The sequence below is a fragment of the Rhodoplanes sp. genome, assembly GCF_013377085.1.
Lineage (GTDB): Bacteria > Pseudomonadota > Alphaproteobacteria > Rhizobiales > Xanthobacteraceae > Rhodoplanes.
Map to the genome: position 1 here is coordinate 31,355 of NZ_JACAAX010000049.1, position 17,283 is coordinate 48,637.

Here is a 17,283-nt window from a genome sequence, read left to right on the forward strand (position 1 = left end):
CGCCTCGCGGCGCCCGACAGTCGTCACAGCATCGAGGGCAGCACCCGGTCGGGCGGGCGGTGACCGTCCATGAAGGTCTGGATGTTGATGATCACCTTGGTGCCCATGTCGACCCGGCCCTCGATGGTGGCCGAGCCGAGATGCGGCAGCAGCACCACCTTGCCGGCGCGGGCGAGCCGCATCAGCTTCGGGTTGACGGCGGGCTCGTGCTCGAACACGTCGAGGCCGGCGCCGCCGATCTCGCCCGACTCGATCATGCGCGCGAGCGCGTTCTCGTCGATGATCTCGCCGCGTGCCGTGTTCACCAGATAGGCGCCCGGCAGCATCATCTTGAGGCGCCGCGCCGACAGCAGATGATAGGTCGCCGGCGTGTGCGGGCAGTTGACCGAGATGATGTCCATGCGGGCGAGCATCTGGTCGAGGCTCTCCCAATAGGTCGCCTCCACGGCCTCCTCGATCTTGAGCGGCACCCGGCGGCGGTTGTGATAGTGGATCTGCACCCCGAAGGCGCGGGCGCGCCGCGCCACTGCCTGGCCGATGCGGCCCATGCCGATGATGCCGAGCCTTTTCCCGGAGATGCGGTGGCCGAGCATCCAGGTCGGCGTCCAGCCGGTCCACGGCTTGTCGCCGATCATCAGGGCGGCGCCTTCGGTCAGCCGGCGCGGCACCGCGAGGATCAGGGCCATGGTCATGTCGGCGGTGTCCTCGGTGAGGACGCCGGGCGTGTTGGTCACCGTGATGCCGCGCTGGAGGGCTGCGGCGACGTCGATATTGTCGACGCCGTTGCCGAAATTGGCGATCAGCTTGAGGTTGTCGCCGGCGTGCCCGAGCGCGTGCGCATCGATGCGGTCCGTCACGGTCGGCACCAGCACGTCGGCATCCGCCATCGCCTCGGCGAGGGCGGCCGGCGTCATCGGCGTGTCGTCGATGTTGAGGCGCGTGTCGAAAAGTTCCCGCATGCGGGTCTCGACGCTGTCGGGCAGCTTGCGCGTCACCACCACGACCGGCTTCTTCCGATTCGGCATGTCGTTTGCCCCACCGCGTCCAGGGCGCTCGCAACGAGCGGGCTCGCGGTCTTTCAGTCCTCCTTAACCCTCATCGCGGACATTGGATTCCCGCGCTCAGAGGCTCTTGGAGACGGACCACACCGGTTCTTCTCTATCAGATGGCCGGGATAACACAATGCGCCAGAACCGGCTGCGACCATCCCCTGTTCGGGCTGCTTTCGGCATGCGCCGAAAGGCAAGCCCGCATGCTGTCGACGCCTCGCGCGCGTGCCGCGCCGGCGTCCGCGCCGTGCTGCTCGGGGCCGCGATTCTCGCCCTCGCCGCGGCCGACCGCGGGCCCGCCCGGGCCGGCGATCTGCCCACCGGCGCGCAGAGCGGCCTGCCGGTGCCGCGTTTCGTCAGCCTCAAGCCGGATCGGGTCAATGTTCGGGGTGGTCCGACCAAGGACCACGAGGTGACCTGGGTCTATACGCGCGCCGGTCTGCCCGTGGAGATCACGGCCGAGTACGAGAACTGGCGCCGCATCCGCGACTGGGAAGGCGCCGAGGGTTGGGTCTACCATTCGCTCCTGTCGGGCAAGCGCACCGCCTTCGTGGCGCGCGCCAAGGGCGCCGACGACCTGGTTGTGGTGCGCCAGGACGCCGACCCGGCGAGTGCCGTCAAGGCACAGCTCGAGCCCGGTGTGGTCGGCACGGTCAAGCGTTGCGACGGCCGCTGGTGCCGTTTCGTCGGCGACAAGTTCGACGGCTGGATCGCCCAGGAGCGCCTGTGGGGCGTCTACCCCAACGAGAAGATCGATTGAGGGAGGGGCGCCGCGCGGCGCAGGATGTTTCCGGTCGTTCCGGGGCGGCCGCAGGCCGAGCCCGGAACCCATATCCCCTGTCTCTCGATCGCCATCGGCACCGGGCGTATGGATTCCGTGCTCGCGAACCTTTGGTTCGCGCCCCGGAATGACGACGGCTGCGGCAGGTGCAGCGTCTCCGGCCTACTTGCTCTTCTGCTTGAGGCGGACCACCACGTCGACCCGGCCGACCTCGTAGCCCTCGGGCAGCGCCGGCAGGGTGCCGATCGCCGTCTCGACGGTCGGGATGTCGACCAGGGCGTTCTTGTCCTCGAGGAAGAAGTGGTGGTGCTCGGAGACGTTGGTGTCGAAATAGGTCTTCGAGCCGTCGACCGCGACCTGGCGCAGCAGGCCGACATCGGTGAACTGGTGGAGCGTGTTGTAGACGGTGGCGAGCGACACCGGCACGCGGGCGCGGGACGCCTCCTCGTAGAGCATTTCGGCCGTCAGGTGGCGGTCGCCCTTGCCGAACAGGATCCAGCCGAGCGCCATGCGCTGCAGGGTCGGACGCAGGCCGACGCCGCGCAGCATGCTCTTCACGTCGTGCCACGGGCAACCGTTGAGCTCGGTGCGCTGGGCGAAGAATGCTCCTGCTTCCCCCGCCTTCGACCCCGGACCGGCATTGAAAGCCGGAGAATTTCTCTGCATGTTGACCGAACTCGCGTGCCGCGGCGGCTGAACCTGTTTGTGTGAGGCCATCATATCGGCAGGCCCTGCTTCTTGCAACTGCATCGCATTTACGCGCCCCGGGAGGCGCGCCGACAATTCCGATGAACCTGGCTCGACGGGCGGTTTGACCGGTCGTTGTCGTGTGTTAGGGAAAGGCGACCCGGCCCAAGGACCGGGATTTTCGGGGGTCTCACGGAATGCACAATCGTCGGTCGAGCTTCGAGTACGAAGATCTCCTGGCTTGTGGCCGAGGCGAGATGTTTTCGGAGGGACCGCAGCTTCCACTGCCCCCGATGCTGATGTTCGACCGCATCGGCGAGATCGGCGAGCAGGGCGGCGATCACGGCAAGGGGCTCGTGCGGGCCGAGCTCGAGGTCAAGCCGGATCTGTGGTTCTTTCCCTGCCATTTCAAGGGCGATCCCGTGATGCCCGGCTGCCTCGGCCTCGATGCGCTGTGGCAGCTTCTCGGCTTCTTCCTCGGCTGGCTCGGGGCCGAAGGGAAGGGCCGCGCCCTCGGGCTCGGCGAGCTGAAATTCTCCGGTCAGGTTCTCCCGACCGTCCGTAAGGTCGTCTACGGCATCGACGTCAAGCGCGTCGTGCGGTCCCGGCTGGTGCTGGGGGTTGCCGATGGCTGGCTGTCCGCTGACGGTTCGGTCATTTACCGCGCAATGGATCTCAAGGTGGGCTTGTTCCGGGATCAGGCGCCGCAGCCGGGCCCGGCGTAGCCGGTAGCGCGGGCGAGGCGCCCGCCGGACATTCAGGAATCGGAATCATGAGACGCGTCGTCGTCACCGGGATGGGCATCGTTTCGTCCATCGGAAACAACACCCAGGAGGTGTTGGCGAGCCTGCGCGAAGCCAAGTCCGGCATCTCGCGCGCCGACAAATACGCCGAGCTCGGCTTCCGCTGCCAGGTGCACGGAGCGCCGACCCTCGTCCCCGAGGACGTGGTCGACCGGCGGGCCATGCGCTTCTTGGGGTGCGGCGCGGCGTGGAACCACGTCGCCATGGAGCAGGCGATCCGCGACGCCGGGCTCGAGGAGACCGAGGTCTCCAACATCCGCACCGGCATCATCATGGGGTCCGGCGGCCCGTCGGCCCGTACCATCGTCGAAGCCGCCGACATCACCCGCAGCAAGGGCCCGAAGCGGGTCGGGCCGTTCGCGGTGCCGAAGGCGATGTCCTCGACCGCGTCGGCGACGCTCGCCACCTGGTTCAAGATCAAGGGCGTCAACTATTCGATCTCGTCGGCCTGCGCGACCTCGAACCATTGCATCGGCAACGCCTACGAGACCATCCAGTACGGCAAGCAGGATGTGATCTTCGCCGGCGGCTGCGAGGAGCTCGACTGGACCCTCTCGGTGCTGTTCGACGCCATGGGGGCGATGTCGTCCAAGTACAACGACGCGCCGACCACGGCGTCGCGCGCCTACGACGCCGACCGCGACGGCTTCGTCATCGCCGGCGGCGCCGGCGTGCTGGTGCTGGAGGAGCTCGAGCATGCGCGCGCCCGCGGCGCCCGCGTCTATGCCGAGGTCGCCGGCTACGGCGCCACCTCGGACGGCTACGACATGGTCGCCCCCTCGGGCGAGGGCGCGGCGCGCTGCATGCGCATGGCGCTCGCCGACGTCAAGGCGCCGCTCGACTACATCAACCCGCACGCCACCTCGACTCCCGTCGGCGACATCAAGGAGATCGAGGCGATCCGCGAGGTGTTCGGCGACAAGGTGCCGCCGATCTCCGCCACCAAGTCGCTGACCGGCCATTCGCTCGGCGCGGCCGGCGTGCAGGAGGCGATCTACTCGCTGCTGATGATGAACAACGGCTTCATCTGCGAGAGCGCCAACATCCAGACACTCGATCCCGCCTTCGCCGACATGCCGATCGTGCGCGAGCGCAAGGACGGCCTCACGCTCGGTTGCGTGCTGTCCAACTCGTTCGGCTTCGGCGGCACCAATGCCTCGATCGTCTTCAAGCACGTGGATGCCTGAGCCGGCCTTCGCGGCCCTCCGTTCGAAAGGTCATGTCGTGCTGGCAGAGACTCGTCCACAGGGCCGTTCGTCCGTGCCGTTGCCGTCACGCGGCTGTTGCACGCCCGACATAGAGAACCAGACGGCCCGACGGGACATATCGTCACGGCGGGCGAGTCCGGGCGGGTCGCCGCGGCTGGCGGCGCCAGGGAAGGCGGGGCAGACATGGCGAAGGACAGCAAGACGGCGGAACACGCCGTGGTTCGGTTTCCGCCACGCAGGCCGTTCGTCATGACGGCCGAGCAGGGCGGCACCAAGAGCGGCCTGATGCTGGGCCGGCGCGGCCTGGTGATGGGGGTCGCCAACAACCACTCGATCGCCTGGGGCATCGCCAAGGCGCTCGCCACGCACGGCGCCCAGCTCGCCTTCACGTATCAGGGCGAGGCGCTCGGCAAGCGCGTCAAGCCGCTCGCCGAATCGGTCGGCTCCGACCTCGTGCTGCCGTGCGACGTCGAGGACCTCGCCTCGGTCGACGGCGTGTTCGCGCGGCTCGGCGAGACCTGGGGCGGCATCGACTTCCTGGTGCACGCCATCGCCTTCTCCGACAAGAACGAGCTGAAGGGCCGCTACGCCGACACGACGCGCGACAACTTCATGCGCACCATGCTGATCTCCTGCTTCTCCTTCACCGAGGTGGCGAAGCGCGCCGCGGCGCTGATGAACCACGGCGGCAGCATGGTCACGCTGACCTATGGCGGCTCCACCCGCGTGATGCCGAACTACAACGTGATGGGCGTCGCCAAGGCGGCGCTGGAGGCGTCGGTGCGCTATCTGGCGACCGATTTCGGGCCGCAGGGCGTGCGCGTCAACGCCATCTCGGCGGGGCCGGTGCGCACGCTGGCCGGCGCCGGCATCGCCGATGCGCGGCTGATGTTCAACTATCAGCAGCGCCACGCGCCGCTGCGGCGGACTGTCAGCATCGAGGAGGTCGGCGGCGCCGCGCTCTATCTGCTGTCGGACCTCTCCACCGGCGTCACCGGCGACATCCATTTCGTCGACTCCGGCTACAACATCATCTCGATGCCGCACCCGGAAGCCCTCAAGACCGTCGACGACGCCGAGTCCGCCGCCGAGGAGCGGGCCGCCAAGGACGCCGCGCAGTAGAGGATGACGCATTTGCCGAGCCCGGGCCCGACAGTCGGGTCGGACCCGCTGCCCGGGCTGGTCTGGGCGTTCCGCATTCACGACGACGGCGGCGCCGAGGAGCTCGCGGTCGATCGCCCGATCGAGCCGCGTCACGACGGCTGGCTGTGGCTCCACTTCAACCTCGCCGACGCGCGCGGCTGCGCCTTCCTGAAGGCGTTCCCGGATCTGCCCGAGGAGGCGATCGAGGCGCTGGTCGGGCCCGACACGCACCAGCAGCTCCAGGCCGACAGCGCCTGCGTGTACGGCGTCATCGCCGATCTCGGCCGCGACTTCGAGGGCATCACCGAAGAGATCCGGCTGCTGCATTTCGCCATGACGGAGCGTTGCCTGGTCAGCGCAAGGCGGCGCGCCCTCAACGCCGTCGAGGCGACCCGGCAGGCGCTGCGCGGCGGCCGCCGGCTCGAGTCGGTGGCGTCGCTCCTCGACCTCATCGTCGACCACATCGCCGACGCGATCGATCGTCTCGCCGACGATCTCGCCGTGCAGATGGACCGCATCGAGGAGCGCATTCTCGATCGTGAGACGGCCGGCGACCGCCAGCGGCTCGGCGCCTTCCGGCGGACCACGGTGCGGCTGCACCGGCAACTGTCCGGCCTGCGCGCCCTGTTCCATCGGCTCGAGGCGCAGGATCCGGAGGCGCTGAGCCCGCCGCTGCGGCTCGAGGCCGGGCGGCTGTCGCAGCGGCTCGATGGGCTCGACCACGAGATCGACGCGCTGCGCGACCGCGCCCGCCTGCTGCAGGACGAGATCTCGAGCCAGCTCGTCGAGGAGACCAACCGCAATCTCCGCGCCCTGTCGATCGTCACCATCTTGTTCCTGCCGCCGACGCTGATGGCGGGCTTCTTCGGGATGAACCTGAAGGGCATGGCCTTCTCCGACCACGATCTCGGATTCTGGTCGGGCGTCGTCGCCTCGGTCGTCTCCTCGGTCGCGACCTATCTGGTTCTGCGCTGGCGCGGCCTGACGCGCGGGTAGGTGCGGAGCGGGCGCGCGCAGCGCGCCGTTCCGGATCCACCAGACAAACACATAGAGTTCGAAAACCAAAACGGCCGGAGCTTGCGCTCCGGCCGCTTCGTTCGTCCCGCGGGGGTTCGGGACCGGGGGGTCGGGGATCAGGCGAGGTCGAAGCGATCGGCGTTCGTCACCTTGGTCCAGGCCGCCACGAAGTCCCTCACGAACTTCTCCTTGGAATCCGCCTGCGCATAGACTTCCGCCAGCGCGCGGAGCTGGGAGTGCGAGCCGAAGATCAGGTCGACCCGGGTGCCGGTCCACTTCACCTCGTCGGTCTTGCGGTCGCGCCCTTCGAACACGCCTTCGGTGCCGGCCGACGGCTGCCATCGCGTGCTCATGTCGAGCAGGTTGACGAAGAAGTCGTTGGTCAGCGTCTCGGGCTTCGTGGTAAACACGCCGTGCGCCGGCTGTCCGACGTTCAGCACGCGTAGGCCGCCGATCAGCACCGTCATCTCGGGCGCCGTCAGCGTCAGCAATTCCGCCCGGTCGACCAACTGCTCCTCCGGGGACACGCGCGGCTTGCCACCGAGATAGTTGCGGAAACCGTCGGCGGTCGGCTCCAACGGCGCGAAGGACGGAACGTCGGTGTGCTCCTGCGACGCGTCCATCCGGCCGGGCGTGAACGGCACCTTCACGTCGTGCCCGGCATCCTTCGCGGCCTTCTCGATCGCCGCAGCGCCGCCGAGAACGATCAGGTCGGCGAGCGAGACCTTCTTGCCGCCGGTCTGCGCCGTGTTGAACTCCTTCTGGATCGCTTCGAGCTTTTCAAGCACCTTCGCCAGTTGGGCCGGCTGGTTGACGTCCCAGTCCTTCTGGGGCGCGAGGCGGATGCGCGCGCCGTTGGCGCCGCCGCGTTTGTCGGAGCCGCGGAACGTCGACGCCGAGGCCCAGGCCGTCGAGACGAGCTGCGACACCGACAGGCCCGACGCGAGGATCTTGGCCTTCAGCGCGACAATGTCCTGCTCCCCGATCAGCTCGTGATCGACCGCCGGGATCGGATCCTGCCACGGCAGAACCTCCTTCGGGACCAGCGGGCCGAGATAGCGCACGATCGGTCCCATGTCGCGATGCGTGAGCTTGAACCAGGCGCGGGCGAAGGCGTCGGCGAACTGATCCGGGTTTTCGTGGAAGCGGCGCGAGATCTTCTCGTAGGCCGGGTCGACCTTCAAGGCGAGGTCGGTGGTCAGCATCGACGGGGCGTGACGCTTGGTCGGGTCGTGCGCATCCGGCACCGAATTGGCGCCGGCGCCATGCTTCGGCGTCCATTGATGCGCGCCGGCCGGGCTCTTGGTCAGCTCCCAGTCGTAGCCGAACAGATTCCAGAAGAAGTTGTTGCTCCACTTGGTCGGCGTCGTGGTCCAGATGACTTCCAGGCCCGAGCCGATGGTGTCGTCGCCTTTGCCGCTGCCATAGGCGTTCTGCCAGCCGAGGCCCTGCAGCTCGAGGCCGGCGGCTTCCGGCTCCGGGCCCACCAGAGTCACATCGCCGGCGCCGTGGGTCTTGCCGAAGGTATGGCCGCCGGCGATCAGCGCCACGGTTTCCTCGTCGTTCATCGCCATGCGGGCGAACGTCTCGCGAATATCCTTGGCCGCCGCGAGCGGGTCAGGATTGCCGTTCGGGCCTTCCGGATTGACGTAGATCAGGCCCATCTGAACGGCGGCGAGAGGATTGTCGAGATCACGGTCGCCCGAGTAGCGCTCGTCGGCCAGCCACTTGCCTTCGGGCCCCCAGTAAATGTCCTGTTCGGGCTCCCAGGTGTCGGCGCGGCCGCCACCGAAGCCGAAGGTCTTGAACCCCATCGATTCGAGGGCGACGTTGCCGGTGAGAATCATCAGGTCGGCCCAGGAAATCTTCTGGCCGTATTTCTGCTTGATCGGCCACAGCAAGCGGCGCGCCTTGTCGAGGTTGACGTTGTCCGGCCAACTGTTGAGCGGCGCAAAACGCTGCTGTCCGCCGCCGGCGCCGCCGCGGCCGTCGCCGGTGCGGTAGGTGCCTGCGCTGTGCCACGCCATGCGGATGAACAGCGGCCCGTAGTGGCCGAAGTCGGCCGGCCACCACTCCTGCGAATCCGTCATCAGCGCGGTGAGGTCCTTCTTCAGCGCCTCGATGTCGAGCGTCTTGAACGCCTCCGCGTAGTCGAACGCCTCGCCCATCGGATTGGACAGCGGGGAGTGCTGGTGCAGAACCGAGATGTTCAGTTGGTTCGGCCACCAGTCGCGGTTGGCCCTGGGCGCGGTCGCATGCACGACCGGGCACTTGCCGGCGCTCTCGTCAGTCTTTGCGGTCATGGGTCTCTCCGATCGTGTTCGGTGAATTTGTTCGCGTTGTTCCGTCCGTGACGAATTCGAGGTGTCGCCGACGACGCCCCGGTTGCCCTTCGCGGTGCGCGAGCTTCAGCGCGGCGCCGTGGATGTCGCGCTCTTCGTCAGCCGCACCATCTCGCCGACCACGACTCGGCGTCGATGCATCAGGATATGTCGGCGCCGATGACGGGTTCGCCACAGGTGCCCCGGCCCTCGGCGTGGGAGACGGTCGGATTGCCGGCCGTGGTGGTGAGGACGGGACGCTCCGCCATGCGAGCTCCTCCGGGCTTTTTTTCGGTGTTCCACGGGGCGCGGGGGGCGCTCGGTGTCGTGGCACCATGGACCCGTCTTTCGATCAGGTCTAATCGTATTGTCTGCCGATATCGATCAGGTTATCTTATCGACATGATCACGCTGAGACAGCTCAAGTATTTCGCGGCGCTCGCCCGCCGGAAGCATTTCGGTAAGGCCGCGGGCGAGTGCGCGGTCAGCCAGCCTGCCCTTTCCATGCAGATCCGCGACCTCGAGGCGCGGCTGGGGGTCGATCTGGTCGAGCGCCGCCCCGGTGAGGTGGTGCTCACCCCGATCGGCGCCGAGGTCGCCCGCCGGGCCGAGGAGCTGCTGGCGGGAAGCCGCGACCTCGTCGACATCGCCCGCCACCACGCCGCGCCGCTGTCGGGTCGGCTGCGGCTCGGCGTCATCCCGACGCTCGCCCCCTATGTGCTGCCCAAGGTGCTCCCCGCGCTGCAGCGCCATCACCCGGACCTGATGGTGGAGTTGCGCGAAAGCCAGACCCGGCATCTGCTCGACGAGCTCGCCCGCGGCCTGATCGACGTGGTGATGCTGGCCCTGCCGGTCGAGGAAAACGAGATCGAGACCGTGCCGCTGTTCGAGGATCCGTTCGTGCTCGCCGTGCCGGCCGACGACCCGAGGCCGGCGGCCAAGCCCATCACGGTGCGTTCGATCGAGCGGGAGCGGCTGATCCTCCTGGAGGAGGGACACTGCCTGCGCGACCAGGCGCTGGCGGTGTGCTCGGGGGCGCGCGCCGGCGGGCGGAGCGACGCGATCGGGCTCGGCGCCACCAGCCTCGCCACCGTGGTGCAGCTCGTCTGCTCGGGCTACGGCGCCACCCTGCTGCCGCAGGTCGCCGCCCGCGTCGAGGCGCAGAACCCGCGCATAAAGCTGTTGCGCTTCGTGGCGCCGGAGCCCGGCCGCACCATCGCGCTCGCCTTCCGCCGCACCTCGCCTAGAAAGCCGGATTTTTTCGCGCTGGCCCGGCGCGTCACCGAGGCGCTGAGCCTCGACGAGGCGACGTCGACGTTGACGCCAATGCCGGCCTGATCATTTCGTGCCGCTCGACCTGTCCGCCGTCATGGCCGGGCTTGTCCCGGCCATCCATCGACCTTCGAAAGAAACTCTTCCCAAGCGATGGATTCGCGGGTCGAGCCCGCGAATGACGAATTGGAGTTTGTGAAGACCGGGATCACGCGCAACAAAAAAACAGGGCGGCCCGGAGGCCGCCCTGTCGCAACACGTGAAACCTTCGAGAGGCGTCGGCTTACTCGCCGGCCTCGCGGCCTTCGCGGTGGTCGCCGCCCTCGGCCTTCTGCTTGGCCTCGAGGTCCTCGCCGGTCTCCTGGTCGACCACCCGCATCGACAGGCGGACCTTGCCGCGCTCGTCGAAGCCGAGCAGCTTCACCTTCACCTTGTCGCCTTCCTTGACGACCTCGTTGACCTTCTGGACGCGGCGGGAGGCGAGCTGGCTGATGTGCACCAGGCCGTCCTTCGAGCCGAAGAAGTTCACGAAGGCGCCGAAGTCCATCACCTTGACGACCGTGCCCTCGTAGATCTGGCCGACCTCGGGCTCCGAGGCGATCGACTTGATCCAGTTGATGGCGGCGCGGATCGACTCGGCGCTGGCCGAGGCGACCTTGACGGTGCCGTCGTCCTGGATGTCGATCTTGGCGCCGGTCTTCTCGACGATCTCGCGGATCACCTTGCCGCCCGTGCCGATCACCTCGCGGATCTTGTCGACGGGAATCGAGAACATCTCGATGCGCGGCGCGTGCTCGCCGAGCTGGGCGCGGGCCGAGGTCAGCGCCTTCGACATCTCGCCGAGGATGTGCAGCCGGCCGTCCTTCGCCTGGCTGAGGGCGACCTGCATGATCTCCTCGGTGATGCCGGCGATCTTGATGTCCATCTGCAGCGAGGTGACGCCCTTCTCGGTGCCGGCCACCTTGAAGTCCATGTCGCCGAGATGATCCTCGTCGCCGAGGATGTCGGTGAGCACCGCGAAGCGCTCGCCCTCGAGGATCAGGCCCATGGCGATGCCGGCCGTCGGCGCGCGCAGCGGCACGCCGGCGTCCATCAGGGCGAGCGAGGTGCCGCACACGGTCGCCATCGACGACGAGCCGTTCGACTCGGTGATCTCCGAGACGACGCGGATCGTGTAGGGGAAGTCGTGCTTGAGCGGCAGCATCGGCCGGATGGCGCGCCAGGCGAGCTTGCCGTGGCCGATCTCGCGGCGGCCCGGCGAGCCGATGCGGCCCGTCTCGCCGACCGAGAAGGGCGGGAAGTTGTAGTGCAGCAGGAAGGATTCCTTGTAGGTCCCCTCCAGCGCGTCGATGAACTGCTCGTCCTCGCCGGTGCCGAGCGTCGCCACCACCAGGGCCTGGGTCTCGCCGCGGGTGAACAGCGCCGAGCCGTGCGCGCGCGGCAGCACCCCGACCTCGGCGACGATCGGACGCACCGTCTTCACGTCGCGGCCGTCGATGCGGCGGCCGGTGTCGAGGATGTTCCAGCGGACGATCTTGGCCTCGAGCTCCTTGAACACGCCCTTGACGCGCAGCTCGTCGAAGCGCGGCGTGCCGCCCTCGGGGAAGAAGTGCGCCTTCATCTTGGCCTTGGCGGCGTCGACCGCCTTGTAGCGCTCCTGCTTCAGCGGGATCGCGTAGGCGGCGCGGAGATCCTGCTCGACGATGCCCAGCATCTCCTTCTCGATCTCGGCATTGTCCTGCGTGACGAGGTCGCGCGGCTCCTTGGCGGCCTTCTCGGCGAGCTGGATGATCGCCTGGATGACCGGCTGGAAGTGGCGGTGACCGAACATCACGGCGCCGAGCATCACCTCCTCGGGGAGCTCCTTGGCCTCGGACTCGACCATCAGGACGGCGTCCTGGGTGCCGGCGACGACGAGGTCGAGCTGGCTCTCCGTCATCTCGTCGAGCTGCGGGTTGAGCACGAACTCGCCGTTGATGAAGCTGACGCGGGCGGCGCCGATCGGGCCCATGAAGGGAATGCCCGAGATGGTCAGCGCGGCCGAGGCCGCCACCATGGCGACGATGTCGGGATCGTTCTCCAGGTCGTGCGACAGGGTCGTCACGATCACCTGGGTGTCGTTGCGCCAGCCGTCGGCGAACAGCGGGCGGATCGGGCGGTCGATCAGGCGGGAGGTCAGCGTCTCCTTCTCGCTCGGCCGGCCCTCGCGCTTGAAGAAGCCGCCGGGGATGCGGCCGGCCGCGTAGGTCTTCTCCTGATAGTTGCAGGTCAGCGGCATGAAGTCGATGCCGGGGCGCGGCGTCTTCTCGGCCACCACGGTGGCGAGCACGGTGGTCTCGCCATAGGTGGCGAGCACGGCGCCGTCGGCCTGACGGGCGATGCGGCCGGTCTCCAGCACGAGCTTACGGCCGGCCCAGTCGATCTCCACGGTATGCTTGTCGAACATGTTCGGTTTCTTTCATGGTTGCGGGGTTGCCTCGGACAGCCATGAGCAAGACGGCGAGAGGCTGCCGCGCGCGTTCACACGCGATTCACGCGACAGCGTCCGGCGATCCTGCCATGGCGATCTCCAGCGTTAGCCGGGCCTCCCGGGCCCGACTCGGTCGGCGGGGGGTGCCGCCGCACACGGGCGCGGCAAGGACCCTCGGTCCGCCGCCGGAGCGCCACTCCGACCGAATTCGCTGCGCTCCGGACCTTTCGGTCGCCTGTCGTCCACGGTCCTGTCGTCGACGGGACCGCCATCTGCCGCGAGGCGTCGTGCGCCTCGCGCTCACGCGACGCGGGAACGGACCCGCGCCGATCGCTCAGCGGCGGATGCCGAGCTTCTCGATGATGGTGCGATACCGGCTCTCTTCCGTCCGCTTGAGGTAGTCGAGAAGCTGGCGCCGCTGCGACACCAGCTTGAGCAGGCCGCGTCGCGAATGGTTGTCCTTCACGTGGCTCTTGAAGTGCTCGGTCAGGTTCGTGATGCGCTCGGTGAGGATCGCGATCTGCACTTCCGGCGACCCTGTGTCGCCGGCCTTCGCTCCAAACGTTGTGATCAGTTCGGCCTTGCGGCCCGTCGTGATCGACATCGGTCAAACACCTTGCTGTCGGCCGGCCCTGCCATGCAGGCCGGCGAGGTTGAACACGCGCTTGGGGACGATCTCGCCACGGTCCATGTCGGCGAGGGCCAGCAATTGGCCGGCGACCGTGACACAGACCGTACCGCGGACGATGGGGGCGTCCCGCCCGCGCACCAATACGGCCTGGCCCCGTTGGAGCCTTGCCGCGTCCGCCCGACTGACGGCCAGCGCCGGGATGTCGTCCAGCGCGGTCGAGACAGGCAGAAGTGCATCGGCGAGGCTGACCTCGCCAACGGCCGCTCTATCGCACAACGCCTGCAAATCCGCCAGAGGAATCATGTCCTCGCGGGCGAACGGGCCGACCGCGGTGCGGCGCAGCGCAGCGACATGGCCCCGGCAGCCGAGCAGGCGGCCCATGTCGCGGGCGATGGCCCGGACATAGGTTCCCTTGCCGCATTCGGCGGCGAACACGGCATGGTCGGCATCCGGGGTGGCGATCAGGTCGAGCCGGTGGATCTCCACGGGCCGGGCCTTGAGGTCGACGGTCTCGCCGTCGCGGGCAATGTCGTAGGCGCGCTCGCCCTCGATCTTGATGGCCGAATATTTCGGCGGCACCTGCTCGATGGTGCCGGTGAACTGCGGCAGCAGGGCCTGGATCGCCTCTGCGGTCGGGCGCTGTTCGCTCTCGGCGACCACGCGGCCCTCGGCGTCGTCGGTATCCCGCTCCTCGCCCCAGCGCACCGTGAACTCGTAGCGCTTCTTGCCGTCCATCACGAACATGACGGTCTTGGTCGCCTCGCCCATCGCGATCGGCAGGCAGCCGGAGGCGAGCGGGTCGAGCGTGCCGGCGTGGCCGGCGCGCTTGGCCGAGAACAGCCGCTTGGCGATCGACACCGCATGGGTCGAGGTCATGCCGACCGGCTTGTCGAGCACCAGCCAGCCGTGCACGTCGCGCTTGTCGCGTTTCTTCTGCTCGCCCCGGTTGCGGCGCGGTCCGCGCTCGTGCCCGGACGGCGCGGTCTCGGGCTGTCCTTCGACCGTGGCTTCGGCCGCCGGAGCGCCGGCTTCGGATTCGCTCGGGGTGCCTGCGGCCGTCGCGGCCGGGACGTCGTCTTCGGCGATGATGGACGTCATTCGTGTTCTTCTCTCTTCGCGTCCAAGTCACTTCCCGTCGCGTCCACGTCACTGGCCTCGAGGTCGCGCTTGACGGCGGGCGAGCGCAGGAGCCCGTCGATGCGGGCGGCCTCGGCGAAGCGGTCGTCGATGTGGAAGCGGATGTCGGGTGCGAATTTGAGGTTCACCCGCTTGGCGACCTCGCCGCGCAGGAAGCGCTTGTTGCGCTCCAACGCCGCCAGCACCTCTTTCTGGTTCTGGCCGCCGAGCGGGATGACGTAGATGGTGGCGAGCCGCAGATCCGGGCTCATGCGCACCTCGGGCACCGTGATCAGATGCGTCTCGATGACGGGATCGTGGACCTCGCCGCGTGCCAGCACGTCGGCGATGGCGTGACGGACCAGCTCGCCGGCGCGCAGCGCGCGCTGCGAGGGCCCGGCGGCGGGGTCGCGGTGATGTCCGCGCGACATGTCGACCTCTGTTCGTCTGCGGCGCCCGCGTGGGCGGGCGAGGGGAAATCCGAAAGCCTCGGAAATGTGCCGTCGATCCCGGACGCCCGGTGCCCCGCCGAAGCGGGGCACGACGGATCAAGGCGCCTGGCTGATCAGGCGCCGCTGTCTTACAGGCTGCGCTGTATGGTCTCGAGCCGGTAGCACTCGATGATGTCGCCGGCCCGGATGTCCTGGTAGTTCTCGAACGACATGCCGCATTCGTGGCCGGTCGTGACCTCACGGACGTCGTCCTTGAGGTGCTTGAGCTGTCCGAGCTTGCCCTCGTGGATCACCACGTTGTCGCGGATCAGGCGGACATTGGCGCCGCGCTGGACGACCCCGTCGGTGACCCGGCAGCCTGCCACCTTGCCGACCTTGGTGATGTTGAAGACCTGCAGGATCAGGGCGTTGCCCAGCATCGTCTCGCGCGTGGTCGGCGGCAGCAGGCCCGACATGGCCTTCTTCACGTCGTCCACGAGGTCGTAGATGATGTTGTAGTAGCGGATCTCGATGCCGAGCCGCTCGGCGGCCTCGCGGGCCTCCTTGTGGGCGCGGACATTGAACCCGATGATCGCCGTGCCGGAGGCTTCCGCCAGCGTCACGTCGGATTCGGTGATGCCGCCGACGCCCGACAGGATGATGCGGGCCGCGACCTCGTCGGTGCCGAGCTTCTCCAGCGCGCCGACGATCGCCTCGACCGAGCCCTGCACGTCGCCCTTGATCAGCAGCGGGAATTCCTTGCGCCCGCTGGTCTTGAGCTGGCTCATCATCTGCTCGAGCGAGCCGCGCATGCCGGTCGCCCGGGCCGCCTGCTTCTCGCGCTTCTGGTGCGAGCGGTAGTCCGTGACCTCGCGGGCGCGGCTTTCGCTTTCCACCACCGCGAGACGGTCGCCCGCCTCCGGGGTGCCGTTGAAGCCGAGCACCTCGACTGGAACGGACGGGCCGGCGGTGTCGATCGGCGTACCCTTGTCGGACATGAGCGCGCGCACGCGGCCCCATTCGGCGCCGGCGACGACGATGTCGCCGACCTTGAGGGTGCCGCGCTGGATCAGCACGGTGGCCACCGGACCGCGGCCGCGATCGAGCTTGGCCTCGATCACGGTGCCTTCGGCCGGCCGGTTGGGGTTGGCCTTCAGCTCGAGGATTTCCGACTGCAGCCCGATGATGTCGAGCAGCTTGTCGAGATTGGTCTTCTGCTTGGCCGAGACCTCGACCTCGAGGGTGTCGCCGCCGAACGTCTCGACCTGCACCTCGTGCTGCAACAGCTCGGTGCGGACCCGCTCCGGCTTGGCGTCGGGCTTGTCGATCTTGTTGATGGCGACGATCATCGGCACCTTGGCGGCCTTGGCGTGCAGGATCGCCTCGACCGTCTGCGGCATGACGCCGTCGTCCGCCGCGACCACCAGCACCACCACGTCGGTCACCTTGGCGCCGCGGGCGCGCATCGCCGTGAAGGCGGCGTGGCCGGGCGTGTCGATGAAGGTGATCTTGGCGCCGGACGGCGCGGTCACCTGGTAGGCACCGATATGCTGGGTGATGCCGCCGGCCTCGCCGCCGACCACGTTGGTCTTGCGGATGGCGTCGAGCAGCGACGTCTTGCCGTGGTCGACATGGCCCATGATGGTGACGACCGGCGGCCGCGACACCAGATCCTCGGGCGCGTCGGCGACGTCGAACAGGCCTTCCTCGACATCGGCCTCGGAGACGCGCTTGACCGTGTGGCCGAGCTCCTCGGCGATGAGCTGGGCCGTGTCGGCGTCGATCGTATCGGTGATCTTCGCCATCTGGCCTTGTTTCATCATGAGCTTGATCACGTCCACGGCGCGCTCGGCCATGCGATTGGCGAGCTCCTGGATGGTGATCACCTCCGGAATCGTGACCTCGCGCACGAGCTTCTCCTTGGGCTCGTTTGCGGCATGTCCCTTGAGGCGCTGGACGCGCCGGCGGAACGACGCCACCGAGCGCTCGCGCTCTTCACCGGCGTCGAGTGCCGTCACCACGGTCAGGCGGCCGCGGGTCTTCACGGTCGTGGTCTTGGTCGGCTTGGGAGCCGGCACCGGACGGGCCGGACCGGCGCCGCTGCCGCGGCGAACCGGGCGACGCTCCTCCTCGTCGGGCTCCTGCACGGCCGTGCGGGTGTTGACCGAGGGCGTCGTCGACGCCGGAGCGCCGCCGGCCGGGCGGGCCGGTCTGCTCGGCGCCGATGTCGATGGCGATGTCGACGTCGGCGCGGCTGCGGTCGCCTTGGAGCTCTCGTCTTCGCCGAATCGCTTCTTGGCCTCGTGCTCGGCCTTGCGCTTGGCCTCGTCCTCGAGGCGGCGGCGGTCGTCCTC

At 68.3% G+C, this 17,283-nt stretch carries 14 protein-coding genes; 6 read left to right on the plus strand and 8 right to left on the minus strand.

Annotated features, from left to right (window positions below):
* Nucleotides 1-23 precede the first annotated feature (23 nt).
* Entirely contained in the window at nucleotides 24-1,025 is a 1,002-nt protein-coding gene (locus tag HXX10_RS25295; RefSeq protein ID WP_296526070.1) for a D-glycerate dehydrogenase, read from the minus strand.
* A 205-nt stretch (nucleotides 1,026-1,230) separates the two neighbouring features.
* On the opposite strand from HXX10_RS25295, the gene HXX10_RS25300 reads away from it, so the two are divergent.
* On the plus strand, nucleotides 1,231-1,809 hold the full coding sequence (locus HXX10_RS25300; protein ID WP_296526072.1) for an SH3 domain-containing protein: 579 nt from the start codon (nucleotides 1,231-1,233) through the stop codon (nucleotides 1,807-1,809).
* A gap of 183 nt (nucleotides 1,810-1,992) precedes the next feature.
* Here HXX10_RS25300 and irr read toward each other — a convergent pair whose 3' ends face one another.
* Nucleotides 1,993-2,496 carry a Fur family transcriptional regulator Irr gene (irr, locus tag HXX10_RS25305; RefSeq protein ID WP_296526073.1) on the minus strand — a complete coding sequence of 168 codons (504 nt, stop codon included), beginning with the start codon at nucleotides 2,494-2,496 and terminating at the stop codon, nucleotides 1,993-1,995.
* A gap of 218 nt (nucleotides 2,497-2,714) precedes the next feature.
* On the opposite strand from irr, the gene fabA reads away from it, so the two are divergent.
* From fabA to HXX10_RS25325, 4 genes are all read left to right on the plus strand, one after another.
* A complete protein-coding gene (fabA, locus tag HXX10_RS25310; RefSeq protein ID WP_296526075.1) occupies nucleotides 2,715-3,242 on the plus strand; it encodes a 3-hydroxyacyl-[acyl-carrier-protein] dehydratase FabA in 528 nt (175 codons plus the stop codon).
* Nucleotides 3,243-3,289: 47 nt separating this feature from the next.
* On the plus strand, nucleotides 3,290-4,507 hold the full coding sequence (gene fabB, locus HXX10_RS25315) for a beta-ketoacyl-ACP synthase I (RefSeq protein WP_296526076.1): 1,218 nt from the start codon (nucleotides 3,290-3,292) through the stop codon (nucleotides 4,505-4,507).
* A 306-nt stretch (nucleotides 4,508-4,813) separates the two neighbouring features.
* Nucleotides 4,814-5,650 carry an enoyl-ACP reductase FabI gene (gene fabI / locus HXX10_RS25320; RefSeq protein ID WP_296526087.1) on the plus strand — a complete coding sequence of 279 codons (837 nt, stop codon included), beginning with the start codon at nucleotides 4,814-4,816 and terminating at the stop codon, nucleotides 5,648-5,650.
* A gap of 3 nt (nucleotides 5,651-5,653) precedes the next feature.
* On the plus strand, nucleotides 5,654-6,667 hold the full coding sequence (locus tag HXX10_RS25325; RefSeq protein ID WP_296526077.1) for a transporter: 1,014 nt from the start codon (nucleotides 5,654-5,656) through the stop codon (nucleotides 6,665-6,667).
* Nucleotides 6,668-6,804: 137 nt separating this feature from the next.
* Here HXX10_RS25325 and katG read toward each other — a convergent pair whose 3' ends face one another.
* Nucleotides 6,805-8,991, minus strand: a complete 2,187-nt coding sequence (katG, locus tag HXX10_RS25330) for a catalase/peroxidase HPI (RefSeq protein WP_296526078.1) — start codon at nucleotides 8,989-8,991, stop codon at nucleotides 6,805-6,807.
* Between the two features lie 420 nt (nucleotides 8,992-9,411).
* Here katG and HXX10_RS25335 point away from each other — a divergent pair, with 420 nt between their 5' ends.
* Complete coding sequence (locus tag HXX10_RS25335) at nucleotides 9,412-10,347, plus strand: hydrogen peroxide-inducible genes activator (RefSeq protein WP_296526079.1); 936 nt, start codon at nucleotides 9,412-9,414, stop codon at nucleotides 10,345-10,347.
* Between the two features lie 217 nt (nucleotides 10,348-10,564).
* Here the strand turns inward: HXX10_RS25335 and pnp are convergent, their stop codons facing one another.
* From pnp to infB, 5 genes are all read right to left on the minus strand, one after another.
* Nucleotides 10,565-12,727 (minus strand): polyribonucleotide nucleotidyltransferase, encoded by a 2,163-nt coding sequence (gene pnp / locus HXX10_RS25340; protein WP_296526081.1) that lies wholly within the window; start codon nucleotides 12,725-12,727, stop codon nucleotides 10,565-10,567.
* Nucleotides 12,728-13,085: 358 nt separating this feature from the next.
* Nucleotides 13,086-13,355, minus strand: a complete 270-nt coding sequence (gene rpsO, locus HXX10_RS25345; protein ID WP_296526082.1) for a 30S ribosomal protein S15 — start codon at nucleotides 13,353-13,355, stop codon at nucleotides 13,086-13,088.
* Between the two features lie 3 nt (nucleotides 13,356-13,358).
* A complete protein-coding gene (truB, locus tag HXX10_RS25350; RefSeq protein ID WP_296526083.1) occupies nucleotides 13,359-14,480 on the minus strand; it encodes a tRNA pseudouridine(55) synthase TruB in 1,122 nt (373 codons plus the stop codon).
* A complete protein-coding gene (gene rbfA, locus HXX10_RS25355) occupies nucleotides 14,477-14,929 on the minus strand; it encodes a 30S ribosome-binding factor RbfA (protein WP_296526084.1) in 453 nt (150 codons plus the stop codon). The genes truB and rbfA overlap by 4 nt, the downstream gene beginning before the upstream one ends.
* Before the next feature lie 149 nt (nucleotides 14,930-15,078).
* On the minus strand, nucleotides 15,079-17,283 hold a 2,205-nt coding region (infB, locus tag HXX10_RS25360), incomplete at its 5' end, for a translation initiation factor IF-2 (protein ID WP_296526085.1).